The organism is Vicinamibacterales bacterium, assembly GCA_036012125.1.
Classification (GTDB): domain Bacteria; phylum Acidobacteriota; class Vicinamibacteria; order Vicinamibacterales; family UBA823; genus UBA11600.
Genome location: DASCOS010000004.1, coordinates 65,610 through 79,404, shown reverse-complemented (window position 1 = coordinate 79,404; position 13,795 = coordinate 65,610). Strand labels below are relative to the sequence as shown.

General features: G+C 57.4%; 15 protein-coding genes. 4 read left to right on the top strand and 11 right to left on the bottom strand.

What is annotated here, in order from left to right:
- Nucleotides 1-108 precede the first annotated feature (108 nt).
- From QGH09_01625 to QGH09_01610, 4 genes are all read left to right on the top strand, one after another.
- Nucleotides 109-762, top strand: coding sequence for a hypothetical protein (locus QGH09_01625; protein ID HJO16886.1), 654 nt, complete (start codon nucleotides 109-111; stop codon nucleotides 760-762).
- 61 nt (nucleotides 763-823) lie between these two features.
- The gene (glmU, locus tag QGH09_01620; protein ID HJO16885.1) at nucleotides 824-2,200 is read left to right on the top strand and encodes a bifunctional UDP-N-acetylglucosamine diphosphorylase/glucosamine-1-phosphate N-acetyltransferase GlmU; all 1,377 of its coding nucleotides are present in this window, start codon (nucleotides 824-826) and stop codon (nucleotides 2,198-2,200) included.
- A gap of 24 nt (nucleotides 2,201-2,224) precedes the next feature.
- Nucleotides 2,225-4,069 (top strand): glutamine--fructose-6-phosphate transaminase (isomerizing), encoded by a 1,845-nt coding sequence (gene glmS / locus QGH09_01615; protein ID HJO16884.1) that lies wholly within the window; start codon nucleotides 2,225-2,227, stop codon nucleotides 4,067-4,069.
- Entirely contained in the window at nucleotides 4,066-6,339 is a 2,274-nt protein-coding gene (locus tag QGH09_01610; GenBank protein HJO16883.1) for a UvrD-helicase domain-containing protein, read from the top strand. The genes glmS and QGH09_01610 overlap by 4 nt, the downstream gene beginning before the upstream one ends.
- A gap of 12 nt (nucleotides 6,340-6,351) precedes the next feature.
- Here the strand turns inward: QGH09_01610 and QGH09_01605 are convergent, their stop codons facing one another.
- Genes QGH09_01605 through QGH09_01555 form a run of 11 tightly spaced genes read right to left on the bottom strand, consistent with a single transcriptional unit; the run spans nucleotide 6,352 to nucleotide 13,772 of the window.
- Entirely contained in the window at nucleotides 6,352-8,073 is a 1,722-nt protein-coding gene (locus tag QGH09_01605; GenBank protein HJO16882.1) for a Na(+)/H(+) antiporter subunit D, read from the bottom strand.
- Nucleotides 8,073-8,300 (bottom strand): hypothetical protein, encoded by a 228-nt coding sequence (locus QGH09_01600; GenBank protein ID HJO16881.1) that lies wholly within the window; start codon nucleotides 8,298-8,300, stop codon nucleotides 8,073-8,075. Before QGH09_01600 ends, QGH09_01605 begins: the two co-directional genes overlap by 1 nt.
- Nucleotides 8,297-9,781, bottom strand: coding sequence for a proton-conducting transporter membrane subunit (locus QGH09_01595; GenBank protein ID HJO16880.1), 1,485 nt, complete (start codon nucleotides 9,779-9,781; stop codon nucleotides 8,297-8,299). The genes QGH09_01600 and QGH09_01595 overlap by 4 nt, the downstream gene beginning before the upstream one ends.
- Nucleotides 9,782-11,251 (bottom strand): monovalent cation/H+ antiporter subunit D family protein, encoded by a 1,470-nt coding sequence (locus QGH09_01590; protein HJO16879.1) that lies wholly within the window; start codon nucleotides 11,249-11,251, stop codon nucleotides 9,782-9,784.
- Nucleotides 11,248-11,634: a cation:proton antiporter subunit C gene (locus tag QGH09_01585; protein ID HJO16878.1), complete on the bottom strand. Its 387-nt coding sequence runs from the start codon at nucleotides 11,632-11,634 to the stop codon at nucleotides 11,248-11,250. Before QGH09_01585 ends, QGH09_01590 begins: the two co-directional genes overlap by 4 nt.
- Complete coding sequence (locus QGH09_01580; protein HJO16877.1) at nucleotides 11,624-12,058, bottom strand: MnhB domain-containing protein; 435 nt, start codon at nucleotides 12,056-12,058, stop codon at nucleotides 11,624-11,626. Before QGH09_01580 ends, QGH09_01585 begins: the two co-directional genes overlap by 11 nt.
- Nucleotides 12,055-12,345: a hydrogen gas-evolving membrane-bound hydrogenase subunit E gene (mbhE, locus tag QGH09_01575; protein ID HJO16876.1), complete on the bottom strand. Its 291-nt coding sequence runs from the start codon at nucleotides 12,343-12,345 to the stop codon at nucleotides 12,055-12,057. Before mbhE ends, QGH09_01580 begins: the two co-directional genes overlap by 4 nt.
- On the bottom strand, nucleotides 12,345-12,587 hold the full coding sequence (locus QGH09_01570; protein ID HJO16875.1) for a hydrogenase subunit MbhD domain-containing protein: 243 nt from the start codon (nucleotides 12,585-12,587) through the stop codon (nucleotides 12,345-12,347). The genes mbhE and QGH09_01570 overlap by 1 nt, the downstream gene beginning before the upstream one ends.
- Before the next feature lie 5 nt (nucleotides 12,588-12,592).
- Nucleotides 12,593-12,895: a monovalent cation/H(+) antiporter subunit G gene (gene mnhG, locus QGH09_01565; protein ID HJO16874.1), complete on the bottom strand. Its 303-nt coding sequence runs from the start codon at nucleotides 12,893-12,895 to the stop codon at nucleotides 12,593-12,595.
- Complete coding sequence (locus QGH09_01560) at nucleotides 12,892-13,164, bottom strand: monovalent cation/H+ antiporter complex subunit F (protein HJO16873.1); 273 nt, start codon at nucleotides 13,162-13,164, stop codon at nucleotides 12,892-12,894. The genes mnhG and QGH09_01560 overlap by 4 nt, the downstream gene beginning before the upstream one ends.
- Nucleotides 13,161-13,772, bottom strand: coding sequence for a Na+/H+ antiporter subunit E (locus tag QGH09_01555; protein ID HJO16872.1), 612 nt, complete (start codon nucleotides 13,770-13,772; stop codon nucleotides 13,161-13,163). The genes QGH09_01560 and QGH09_01555 overlap by 4 nt, the downstream gene beginning before the upstream one ends.
- Between the last annotated feature and the right edge of the window lie 23 nt (nucleotides 13,773-13,795).

The following is a 13,795-nucleotide window of genomic DNA, read 5'->3' as shown; positions in this document are numbered from 1 at the left end:
CCGGCTCACTCAATGACTAGCAACGTTAGGAACCAGTCGCATGTCTGGGGCCATGTTGACCCCAGATATAGCTTCTGTTAACCTACCGCGCCCAAATCAGGAGATTAGATGGCTAAGCAACGCCGAGCGACCAAAGCAAAGCGGACAGTGCGAGGAAAGAGAAAAGCGCAGACCGGCCGGGAAGTCAGCCCGCCGGCTCCGAAACCCAGTCCTCAGGAGGAGGCAGCCAGAGAAGCCAAGTTAGCCAGGCACCGAGAGGCCGTCAGCACTTATGAACATGGCCTGGGCGCCCTCCAAATTCGTGATTTTGCGTCAGCAGCCATTGCTTTCAAGTCAGTAATTGAGGAGTTTCACGATGAGCGTGAGTTGCACGACCGGTCCCGGGTACATCTACGGGTGTGTGAACGCCAAACGATGCCACTCACGCCGGGACCAACAACAACAGAGGAGTTGGTCTACGCGGCGACGATAGCCCTTAATAATGCAGCTCAAGATGAGTCACTGCGTCACTTACAGCAGGCTATCAGCCAAGATGCTGAAGCTGAACAAGCCCACTACATGCTTGCCATCGTCTATGCCCAAGCTGAATGCCCAGACCTAGCAATCTCCCATCTAGAGCGGGCGGTGGAGCTCGAACCAGAAAATCGAACAGTCGCGCGTCAAGAGCCAGATTTCAAATCTCTGCGGGAAGATCAACGGGTTCAGAAATTACTCAAACCACCCGTGCAAAAACGCCGGCGGGGCCACCGGCCGGCGCGGTAGCTCCTTGAGTGCCGGCGGGACGCCAGTTCGACGATCCGGTACACTACAATTTCTAGCAACTATGGTTGACACGCACGTCTTGATCTTGGCGGCGGGTATGGGCACGCGCATGAAATCGGCGTTCCCAAAGGTTTTGCACCGCGTGGCCGGACGACCGATGATCGAGTACGCGCTTCGTGCCATTTCCACACTTAATGTTGCGTCGACTACGGTAGTTGTGGGTTGTGGAGCCGAACAGGTTCAAACAGCAGTGCGTGGGTGGCCCGGCGTGCGGTTTGTTATCCAAGAACCGCAACTCGGGACAGGTCACGCACTCATGCAGTCCGAATCGGCGCTCAGCGGCTCAGATGGCACCCTTGTCCTTTTGGCTGGCGACGTGCCCATGGTCCGCAGCGCCACACTGCAAGATCTAGTGGCATTCCATAGGGACACCGACGCAGCTGCCACAGTGCTCACCGCAACCGTGCCACGGCCGTTCGGCTATGGTCGAATCGTTCGGTCACGTGGGCAGATCACGCGCATCGTTGAAGAACGTGACGCAACACCGGCGCAGCGAAACATCCGTGAGATCAACAGCGGCATTTATGCACTCAAACTGAAACCGTTGTTTGACGCGCTTCGGCAGATCGCCTCGGAGAACGCGCAGGATGAGTATTACCTGACCGATCTCATTTCAATTTATCGGCGGCGGAAGCTAGTCGTTGAAACCGTTTCCATCGAGAAGGCAGGGGAGGTTCGCGGCATCAACAGCCGGACTGAACTGGCAGAAGTGGGGGCCGTCGTGAGACAAAAAAAGAACGAAGAATTAATGGCAGCCGGTGTGACGATCGAGGACCCGGCGACGACTTACGTCGACGCCGATGTAACCGTGGGCGCCGACACTGTGCTACACCCGGGAGTTACACTCGAGGGTCGGACGGCTATCGGCACCGCGTGCGAGATTCACAGTGGCGTACGGATTGTGGACTCAACGATTGAGAACGACGTGACGATCAACAATCACTGTGTGATCACTGGTGCCCGCGTGGCAACCGGCGCGCGCGTCGGCCCGTTTGCCCACCTGCGACCGGATGCTGATATTCGGCGTAAGGTCAAGATTGGTAATTTTGTTGAAGTGAAGCATGCTGTCGTAGGCCCCGGCTCAAAAGCCAATCATCTCGCCTACCTCGGCGATGCCACCGTAGGAGAGAACGTCAATATCGGTGCCGGTACAATCATTTGCAACTACGACGGCACCGCCAAACACCAAACCGTGATCGAGGATGGTGCATTTATTGGCAGCGACACCCAGCTCATCGCACCGGTGACGGTGGGGAAGGGCGCCTACGTTGCATCAGGGTCGTCAATCACGGATGACGTACCGCCTGGGTCGCTTGCGGTCGCGCGTGGTCGCCAGACTATCAAGGAGGGCTGGGTGAAACGGAAGCGTCGCTCTTGACGCCGTAGTGCCCAGAGATCTGCCATGTGCGGCATTATCGGCTACGTTGGCTCAAAACCTGCTCTGCCTGTGATTCTCGACGGGCTGCGGCGGCTGGAGTACCGCGGTTACGATTCCGCGGGAATTGCATTGGTCCGTGAAGGGAAGCTTGAACGCCAGCGCTCAGCCGGGAAATTGGCACACTTTGAAGAGACCCTCAATCTGGAGTCCGCCAACGGGGACTACGGCTTGGGACATACCCGATGGGCGACGCACGGGCGACCGACCGAAGAGAACGCCCATCCGCATGTCGATTGTAAGAGCCGGCTGGTAGTTGTCCATAACGGCATCATCGAAAATTACCTCGAACTGAAGCAGAAACTCGAGCGGGATGGGCACACGTTCGTTAGTGAGACTGACACTGAGACGATCGCGCACCTAGTGGAGAGCGAAATGCGCGATGACGGTCTTGCAGCTGCGGTGCAACGATCCCTCTCGGCTCTCCGTGGTCTGTTCGCTCTGGTGCTCATCTCGGTTGACGACCCCGGCACCATCGTTGCTGCCCGTAGTGGGCCTCCGATTGTCATCGGCGTGGGCGACGGGGAATACCTAGTGGCGTCGGACATTCCTGGCGTGCTTAGCCATACTCGGGATGTCATCTTTTTAGGCGATCACGAGATGGCAGTCGTGCGACGTGATGGAGCAACGTTTACAGATTTTGAGGGGAACCCGCGCGCACTCAAACCACAGCACGTCGCCTGGGACGCCGTGATGGCCGAAAAAGCTGGCTACAAGCACTTCATGCAGAAGGAGATCTTCGAACAGCCCGACGGGATCCAAGAAACCTTGCTCGGACGGACCTCCCTAGAAACTGGCGATGTTTTTCCTGGCGAGCTCGGCATTTCGGAGGATATCCTCCGAACCATCGACCGTGTCGCGATCGTGGCCTGCGGCACCTCCTGGCACGCAGGCCTCGTCGGGAAGTTTCTCTTCGAGCAACTCGCACGCCTCCCTGTCGATGTCGACTATGGCTCGGAATCCAGGTATCGCGACCCGATCATCGACAGTCGGAGCTTGACCGTTGTCATCACTCAATCCGGTGAAACGGCCGACACGCTGGCCGCGCTCCGCGAGGCCAGAGACCGGGGTGCACATACCATCGCGATTTGTAACGTCGTCGGCAGCATGGTGACACGCGAGGCCGAAGGCACGGTTTACACCCACGCCGGTCCAGAGATCGGGGTGGCATCAACCAAGGCCTTCACCTCCCAGCTGATCGCACTACATTTACTGGCGTTACACTTAGCGCGCCTGCGGGGGACCCTGACGTCAGAAGCTGCACGACCGCATCTTCAGGCTCTCGCGCAACTGCCCCGACTCGTTGAGGAAACGCTCAAGCTGAATCCGATTATTGAGCAACTTGCGGGCCGGTTCTATGAGCAGTCGGACTTTCTCTACATCGGCCGCGGCATTAATTACCCGATCGCATTAGAGGGCGCACTCAAGCTGAAAGAAATCTCGTATATTCACGCAGAAGGCTACCCAGCTGGTGAGATGAAGCATGGGCCGATTGCGCTCATCGAAGAGAACGTTCCAGTTGTCGCTCTGGCGCCGCATGATCACGTTTTCGAGAAAATGACGAGCAATATCGCCGAGGCCAAGGCTCGCGGCGGCGCGATTATCGCCTTGACCGATGGTGAACCGAACGTGCTTGGTCAAATGCTCGACCGGTCGAACGACCACATCCTAACGGTCCCCAGCACACACCCATTACTGACGCCCGTGCTGATGGTCGTGCCGTTGCAACTCCTTGCCTACCACATCGCTGTCCGCCGAGGCTGTGACGTCGACCAACCTCGCAACCTCGCCAAGAGCGTCACCGTCGAATGACGGACTTTCTCTCGCAGCTGAATCCTGAACAGCGTGACGCCGTACTAAAACTGAACGGCCCGTTGTTAATCTTGGCAGGAGCAGGGTCGGGAAAGACTCGCGTCATCGCGTCACGCCTCGCGTATGTGATCGGCGATGGTCACGCCAAGCCAGAGCACGTCCTGGCAGTCACCTTTACAAACAAGGCCGCCCAAGAGATGCGCGAGCGTGTCGAGGGTCTCCTTGGTGTCGCCCACAAGAGGCTCTGGATTTCGACCTTTCATTCGCTGTGCGCCCGCTTGTTACGCCGCGAGGCTCCGGAGCTTGGTTTGTCACGCGACTTCGTTATCTATGACTCAAGTGATCAACTCACCTTGGTCAAGAAGATAATCCGAGACTTGGGCTTCGATGACAAGTTGGTAGCGCCAAGAGCTGCGCTCGGGCGAATCAGCTCGGCCAAGAATCGGATGCAGGGCCCTGACGAGGTGGCCGAGGGCGGGTGGGGGCCGTTCGAGGAACGCGTGGCTCAGATCTATAGGCGATACGTGCGCGCACTGGCCGACGCAAGCGCGCTTGACTTTGATGACTTGCTCCTCAAAACAGTTGAGCTGTTCGAGAGGTCCGGTCGGGTGAGAACAAAATACGCCGAGCAGTTCCGATACATTCTGGTAGACGAATATCAGGACACCAACCGCCCGCAATACCTGCTGGTCCGTCAGCTGGCCGAGAAGCATCGTAACCTGTGTGTCGTGGGCGACCCCGACCAGTCGATCTACAAATGGCGGGGCGCCGATCTCCGTAACATCCTTGATTTTGAGGAAGACTTTCCCGAAACAACAATCGTCCGCCTCGAACGAAACTATCGTTCAACGCAAATCATTCTCGACGCGGCGTCAGCCGTCATCCGCCAGAACCGTAACAGGAAGGAAAAACGACTATGGACCGAGCAAGAGGGCGGGGCGCGAATCAATTACTTCCGGGGGAGCGACGAGCTGGAGGAGGCTGCTTTCATCGCTTCCACAGCAGGTGCCTCAACTGAGGCCGGCGCCGAAATAGCCATTCTCTACCGCACTAATGCGCAGTCGCGGGCGGTCGAGGATGCGCTACTCCGCCTCGGGGTGGCCTATCAAATGGTCGGTGGTGTTCGCTTCTACGAGCGGAAGGAGATTAAGGACACGCTGGCCTATCTCAAGCTAGCGATCAATCCGCACGATGATGTCAGCCTGCGCCGAGTGATCAATGTTCCTACGCGGGGAATCGGCAAAGGCGTCATGAATACACTGGACCAGATGAACCCCACCAGTGGTGAAGAAACCCCGCTGCTAGATGTCCCAGAAAAGGTAACGCCACCACCGTCGCTGTGGACACGCATCATCCAGGTAGTGGACAAACAGCTCGTCCCGACCCGTGCCCTGAGCAGTTTGTCTGTGTTTCGAAAGCTCGTTGAACACATCAGCACCGTCGCGAGGACCCAAACGGCCTCGGCAACCATCGAGGGCGTTCTCGATCACTCCGGCTACCTTCAAGACCTACAGGACGAACGAAGCGAAGAAGCGCAAGCGAGAATCGAAAATCTTCACGAACTCGTCTCAGCTGCACGCGAATACGAAACTGCGGACGTCGAGCCGTCACTCGCAGGCTTCGTCGACAGATTGTCGTTATTGTCGGAAACTGACGAGGTTGAGGGTGACAAAAGTGCGTGTGTGTCTTTAATGACGCTCCACGCCTCCAAAGGGCTTGAATTTCCGACTGTCATCATTGCCGGTCTTGAAGAAGGGCTATTTCCACATTCCCGCTCATGCGACGACGAAGAGGAGTTGGAAGAAGAACGACGGCTTTGTTACGTGGGGATAACCCGGGCACAGGAGCGGCTCGTCCTTACCGGTTCGGCTCGGCGACGCGTGTTTGGTGAATACCAACCGAGTGACCCGTCACGATTCATTGACGAGGTGCCAGCCGAACTCGTCGACCACCTTGCATCATCGCTACGCACATCATCCCGGGACAAGTTGCGCAGCACCAACCGGCCTTCGGAAGGCTTCTCTCGTGGTGGACGCTCGAGACAGTTCCAGTCTGGTGAAGAGACGGTCGACTCAACTTACGCATACGAAGATGAAGACCAATCTCTTAGCGCTGTCGGACCCGGCACCCAAGTCCGGCATCCGCAATTTGGGGTTGGCATCGTCGTCGCGGTCGAACCTTCACGCGACGACGCTAAGCTGACAGTGAGATTCAGGACGGTTGGGCAGAAAAAACTCTTAGCCAAGTACGCCAAGCTGACTCTCGCCTGATTGGTGGTTGGGTCACACGCCAGTCAGCTGCCAAATGGCTAACATGAGCGCTACGAACCCGACCGCAATCCAGACGACATTCGCACCGATCGGCAAGCGATGTCGATCCGCGTCGTAGGGTAACATCCCTGGCCGGGCCACGTGGAATGGGCTTTGTAGGGTCACCGCAACTCGTTCGGCGACAGCAAGTGTGCCAAACCGCCAGCGCTGTCCGGCCATCGCAACACCGTTGACCAGACAGGTGACTAACATCCAGACCGGGCGCCGCCACAGCCGGTCGGTATCGAGGGTCACTGTTGGTGTACCGCCCAGTGACTGCCGTGCTAGCCAGAACGCCACTCCGGTACCGATCAGGAGCTGTAATGTCGATAACACATGGTCAAAAGTGTACGGTGCATAGGAGACCTCCGGCACTGGAAGCCGCGCGTACAACCAGTCGGGTATCACGCCGATCCCAATGCAGGCTGCCGCCGCCAATCCCATCGCGACCACCATGTTCCGTGGAAGACGGGTCGGCTTGAGGCCACGGTCCGGTCCAAAAAACGTGAAATAGGGGAGTTTCAGTCCGGTATGGAGGAACGTGCCGACACTGGCCACGATCAGCAGCCATTCGACCATTACGTGGCCATGCTCTGACGCGGCCGACACAATCAGCGATTTACTGACAAAGCCACTAAACAACGGCACGCCAGATATCGAGCAGGCGCCAATCAGGTAAAGCATCGTAACGCCAGGCATTGAACGTGCAAGGCCACCCAACTCGGTTAGTTTGTTCCGTCCGGTCGCTTGTAAGACGGCACCTGCCCCCATGAGCAAGAGCGCCTTATACAGAATGTGTGAGAACGCGTGGGCGGCCGCACCGTTAACAGCGAGTGCAGTACCCATGCCAACGCCAGCCACCATGTAGCCGACCTGACTGATGATGTGGTACGAGAGCAACCGCCGAATGTCGTTTTCAAGCACGGCAAACAGAGCACCGTAGACCGCCATGATCGCGCCAGCCCACATGAGAGCCTCGGTTCCGGGAAACACGCGAATCAGCAGATAGACGGCTGTTTTCGTCGTGAATGCACTCAGAAAGACTGTTCCTGTGACCGAGGCTTCGGGATAAGCATCGGTCAACCAAGCGTGCACGGGCGGCACGGCGGCATTCACAAGCACGCCAGCGAGAATCAAGCCGGAGGCTAGGCCAGTACCAGGGGACAGCCGTGTGAGTGTGAGTTCACCGCCGCTTGCCCACAGCAGTGCAATCCCTGAAAAAAGCAACGAGCCGCCGGTCAAGTGCACATAAATGTACCGGAGCCCGGCCATTCGCGCGCGCGTCGTTCCACCGAACCAAATGAGTGCTAGTGACGTAACGGCCATTAACTCCCAGCCTGCAAACACGGTGAGCCAATCGCCCGCATAGATAACGGTAAGCGCGCCCGCAGCATAGATTAGCTTTGTGAAGTGCTCACCGCCGCGATCAATGTGGAGGCCGTAAATAGTGCCGATGAACGCAATCGCCGTGAAAATCAAGCCAAAGAAACGGCTGACTGGATCAACTCTCAGCAGGACGAGGCCTTGGCCAGTGAGCTCGACAACACCACGGTCACCGTCGGGCAATGCAAACGCAGCGATCAGTGCGGCGAGGGTCGCCAGCACTAAGCCCACCTGGCGCGCTCGACCGCGAGTGAGCGCCGCGAACGAGGCGGCGACAATCAACACAAGCGCTGGATGTGGGAGCGTCATCATTAGGGCTCAGTCTCAGGATGTTCGTGCTCAGACCGTTGCAGCCCCAATCGACCCAACGCCTTGGCTCCCCAAATTAACGCTAGGCAACCGGTGAAGCCAGCCAATAAGTCGAACCCTGCAACACGGTGCCACCACCCGCCGTGCACTTCTTGCACGATGGCGATTTCGATGGCGATAAGACCAACCGTGCACACCGTCATCGCGCCAAACACTTGACGTGTCGTCATTGCAGCACTCCAGCACCAGTGACCACACTCTCGGCGGCGAGGCGGGCTAAGGTAAAAAAGTGGAGGCCGAAATCCGGTATGACTCCGAGAAGTAGCGCCACTACTGCCGTCACGCCAAGCGGTAAGACCATCGCCCACCCGGCCTCGCGCACGTCGCTAGTCGGTGCTCTGAAGAACGCATCGAAAAGAATAGGAAAGAAGTAGGCAACATTTAGCAGTCCACTTACTACGAGCACGCCGACCAGTAGTAAGTGGTCGACCTCGACCGCACCTACGCCAAGATTCCACTTCGCGATAAAACCAGCCAGTAGGGGTACGCCGGCCAATCCACACGCGCCGATAGCAAAAGCAGTCATTGTCACAGGCATTTGCCGACCCAGTCCGTCTAAGCCTTTGACACCGTCGCGATGAGCCTGCGTGTGCACCGTTCCTGCACAGAAGAACATGGTGATTTTCATGAACCCATGACCAGCAATGTGAAACATCGCGCCAGTCAACGCTGCCACCGACCCCACCGCGGCACCGAGCACAATATAGGAGAGTTGTCCGATGGTTGAGTAGGCTAGTCGGCGTTTCAGACGGTCTTCGCCCAGCGCTCTTATGGACGCGATCAAGATGGTTGCTACGGCGAAGATGATCAACACAGTATCGGCACCGGTCGCACGAAGGGTGTCGAGGCCAAACACGTAGCCCACCATTCGAACGATGCCGAAAACACCCGCTTTCACAACAGCTACAGCGTGTAACAAGGCACTCACTGGCGTTGGGGCAACCATGGCTGCGGGCAGCCATCCGTGTAGTGGCATGATTGCGGCTTTGACGCCGCAACCGACAACAAAAAGCACGAAGAGCATCCAGACGGTCAGACTTGATGTTTGGCTATTGAGGAAACCACCTGGCCTAAACTCGCTTCCCGGTACAAGAGTCTCCGCCCACACGGTCGCGACGAGTAGTGCCTGGCCAGCGGCTAGTGTGTACACAAGATACCGACGGCCAGCAGCCTGCGCCTCTGGCGTGCGGCCGTGTACAACAAGCGGGTAGGTCGCTAGCGTCAGCACTTCGTAGCACACGAAGAAGGTCAGAAGGTTGCCCGAAAACGCGATGCCGACCGTCGCCGATAAACAAACCGCAAAGGCAGAATAATACGATGTTTGGTGTGTCGAAGTAGTCGCTCGGAGATAACCAATCGAATAAATCGAGGTCAGCAACCAAAGGCTTGATGCCGTCAAAGCGAAGAGCAGCCCCAGGGCATCAACTCGAAATTGTAGTGATAACCCCATCCCAAGTGCGAAGGACACGCCTTCGACCCCTTGCCCGGCAAGCACAGCCGGTAACATCGACGAAACGAGAGCAAGTTTTAAGATGGCGGCCGTGATGGTAATGGTCTCTCGGACGGTTGGTCGCCTGCCCACTAACGGCAACAGCACCGCGGCAAGCAGCGAGACGAGCACGGCGGCGAGTGGACGAAGGGCTAAATCCATTTAGGACACGGCGATCGGCAGGGCGCGCTGTAGCACGTGTGTGATGAGTGGCTGTTGGAACAGGCCCAGCAGTAGCACCACCGCGGCCAGCACCAACGCAGGGCCTAGCATTCCAACGGGCAGGTCGTTTGACCGGACTGACGACAGCTTGTCGTCAGTTACAACGAACGCTCGTTCAAAAATCCGAAAGAAGTAGACAGCGCTCAGCCCCGTGCTCACCACAACCGCTCCCACTCCAATCCATGCCTCTGCCTCAAATGCACCGAGTAATAGGTACCATTTACTAAAGAAACCAGCGGTGGGCGGTAAGCCGACCAACGACACAGCGGCCACCGCAAAGGCCAACATGCTCAGCGGTAATCGCCGGCCCATACCGACAAACTCGGCAACGTTTGATGCCCCGGTACGCCACCTCACACCACCCACCACGAGGAAGAGGCATCCCTTCACCACAGCATGATTCAGCACGTGGAAGAGTGCTCCGACAAGCGCAATCGGGGAGCCGAGTGAAAACCCAAAAAAAATGTAGCCCATCTGGCTAACACTGGAGTAAGCCAACATCCGGCGGATATCGGTTTGCGATAGCGCCAACCAAGCACCCGCCAGGATCGCTATTACTCCTGCCCAGCCGAGAAACACCAGGGCGCTGCCCGCCGTCGGCTCACCGCCGAGGGTAAAGTAAAGCACCCGAAAAATAGCGTAGGCGCTCACCTTTGTCATAACCGCGGCTACAAAGCCGGTGACGGGTGGTGGAGCGTAGGTGTAGACATCAGGTTGCCAGCCATGGAACGGAAAGAGTGCGGCCTTGATAGCCAAGCCAATAACAATCAAACCAATGCCTGCAGCCTTGGCCGTTGAGTCATCGACGTCTGCCAAACGGGCCGTAAGGTCAGCCATGTTCAACGTGCCCGTCAGTGCGTAGAGAAAGCCAACGCCTAATAAATAGCACGACGCGGCCACCGTTCCGATCAGTAGGTAGCGAAACGTCGCCACTGTCGCGCGATCACCGCCAGTGGAAAGCAACGCGTAGGCTGCAATGGCAGAGATTTCCAAGAATACGTAAAGATTAAAAAGATCCCCGGTCGCCACGATTCCAAGTAGTCCGGTCACTAACAAAAGATAGAGCGAATCGAAAATTCCGATTCGCTGTGGGTCGCTTGCAAAGAGGTAGGACCACGCGTAAATCGATGTGGCCAGCGCAAGAAAGCTGACAAGCACCATCATCCCAGCGCTTAGTGGATCAAGAACGTATTCGATCCCCCACGGCGGCGCCCACCCGGCAAATGCATACCGCCATACGCCGTTGGCTACGACCACCGAAAGCAAAAAGGTTGAAGCCGCCAGCGTAAAGCCTAGAGCGGCCAGAGTGACCAGGTGTGCTGCACCCGGTGAACGGCGGCCAAGCAGCGGCACCACGACCGCAGCGAGAAGAGGAGCCACAACGACGAGAGCCGGTAAATGCGCACTCATTCTCGTAACTTGGCGAGAAGCGCCGTTTCACTGAGCGTACCGTAGCGCCGCCGGATACGAATGAGTAAGGCAAGAGCAACCCCTGTCGTGCTAACCGACACAACAATCGCCGTCAGCATCAGGGCGTGGGGAAGTGGATTGACGTATGAAGCGACGTTGATTTCGTGCCCGTCCTCGATAACCACGGGCACTGTTGCGCCGGATTTAGCGGACAACGCGATGAAGAACACGATGACCGCCACCTGAAGGATGTTCATCGCCATGAGCTTACGTAGGAAATGCTGACGGGCGACGATTCCGTAGAGTCCAACCAGTAGCAGCACAATGGTCAGAAAGTATTCCGCCGTTCCGCTGTTCCAGATTCCTTCCATTTCATCCGTCACTGCGCACTTCGGCCAGCGCATCGAAAATGAGCGTCAGAACACCAGTTACCGTCACCGCAACACCAACCTCAATCGCCATACTGCCAACGGCTCGAACTTCTGGGGTCTCAAGCCACAGTGGAAGCACAGAATAATCAAGAAAGTTGCCACCGAAAAGCGGGCCGAGTAACCCAACCGCTACAAAAATGCCCAGCCCCGCGCATGCAAACACCAGCGCACGCTCGGGCGCGAGTGTCCAGCCCCCGGCTCGTCCGCGGACGAGTCTAATCAGGATGACGCAGGCTGCAATAATCACACCGCCTTGAAATCCTCCGCCTGGACTGTCGTGACCGTGTACGACCACATAGGCACCAAACATCAGCATGAACGGTGTCATCAGACGGCTCGCCGCGTCGAGTGCTGGGCTACCGAACGCTAAATTCATTGCGCCTCACCATCTTCTCGCCATCGCGCGCCGAGGATGAGCCAGCAGGCAAGACCCGCCGCACAGATCACCGCCGTCTCACCTAGTGTGTCGTAGGATCGATAGTCGGCTAACACACCTGTGACGAGATTGGCGGCGCCCGTTTCTTGATGCCCGTGACTAATGTATCGTGGCGACACGTGCGTGGCCGCTGGAGACTCGGGGTCGCCGACCGCCGGTAAGCTGCCTGCCGCCGTCATAAGGAGGGCGCCCAGCACGACGAGCGGGACAAGCGACAGTCGGCCCACTAATCAGCACCTCGGTCAGTCCGGAAAATCGCCGTGACAAAGAAAACTGCCGTGATGGCGGCACCGACTGCCGCCTCGGTGAATGCAACATCAACTGCGCCGAGAATCGCAAAGTAAGTAGCCGAAAAAAAACTGAACGTGCCGAAAACGGTCACAGCGGCCAGTAAATCGCGCGCCGAGAGCACCGAAATTGCACAGATGATCATGAGTATCAGAAAAACAACTGCCAATGGATCAAGCATTGGCGTCACAAAGCATCCTTCCGTCGCCACGGAGCAATGCCGGCCCGATATGCCGCCCGGCCAAGCGCGTGGGTAGCGGTCGGATTGGCGAGCGTTACGAAGGCAACAATTAGCAAGATCTTCAAACTGGTAAGTGTGGCACCGCTGCGTAGCGCCAAAGCGCCAACGGTTAGGGCCACGCCCAGCGTGTCGGATTTGCCCAAGGCGTGTAACCGCGTGTAGAAGTCTGGCAGCCTGAGCACGCCCACCACACCAGCCGCAATAAAGAAAAGCCCTACGAGTAACACGAGGTCAGCAACAGGGATCATGGCTGATCCGCCTTTTTGGCCTCGAAGTACTTAGCTAAGGCAAGTGTGCCCACGAAGCTGATCAACGTGTACGAGAGCGTGATATCGACGAAGACTTCGACGCGGTCCGTCAGAAATCCGAGCACCAGTAGAAACACAATGGTCTTGGTCGAGATGAGACCTAAGCCCGTTAGGCGGTCGAAAACGGTTGGTCCGGCAAGCACGCGGTAGAGTGAAAACACCATCGCCGCGGCAAGCACGAACGCTGTGCCGAGTAGCAACGGGCTCATTGGGTCACCTCTCGGTCCAACTCGAGATCTGAGCGTAAGAAGAGCGCCTGGCATCGCTGCACCGTGTCACCACTTCTCAGGCCAGATGCGCTACGTGAGGTCAAGGCGTGTACCAGATAACCGGCATCATCAACATCAAGGGTTACAGTCCCGGGCGTTAAAGTGATGGAATTCGCGAGCACCAGACGGGCAAATGTATGCGGCGCTGGTTTATCCAGCCTCACTAGACTCGGCTCAATTGGCATTCGCGGATGCAGCACGATCCTAGCCACGTGTAGATTCGCCCTGATGACCTGCCAGGCTAGCCACAGCAAATACATCGGAAAACGTGACCAGAACACACCAGCCAACGGGTGAGATGCCGATGAACCGACCTGGGGCGGAAGGCTGAGAAGTCGGCCGGTCCACAACGAAATCGCAATGGCGCAGATAGCGCCGGCAAACAAATGGCTCCTGTCGAGCTTTCCCGATAGAACAATCCAAAAGGCAAAGAGAAGGATGGTAAACGGCAGGCCGCGCCAGAACTCGTGGATTAGATGCCCAAGATGCGACTGACTTGGTTCATGTTCCGCCATGCCCGGTTCATCGATCGCCGTACGATCTCGCATCAATCTTTCGTCGACTGGCGCGC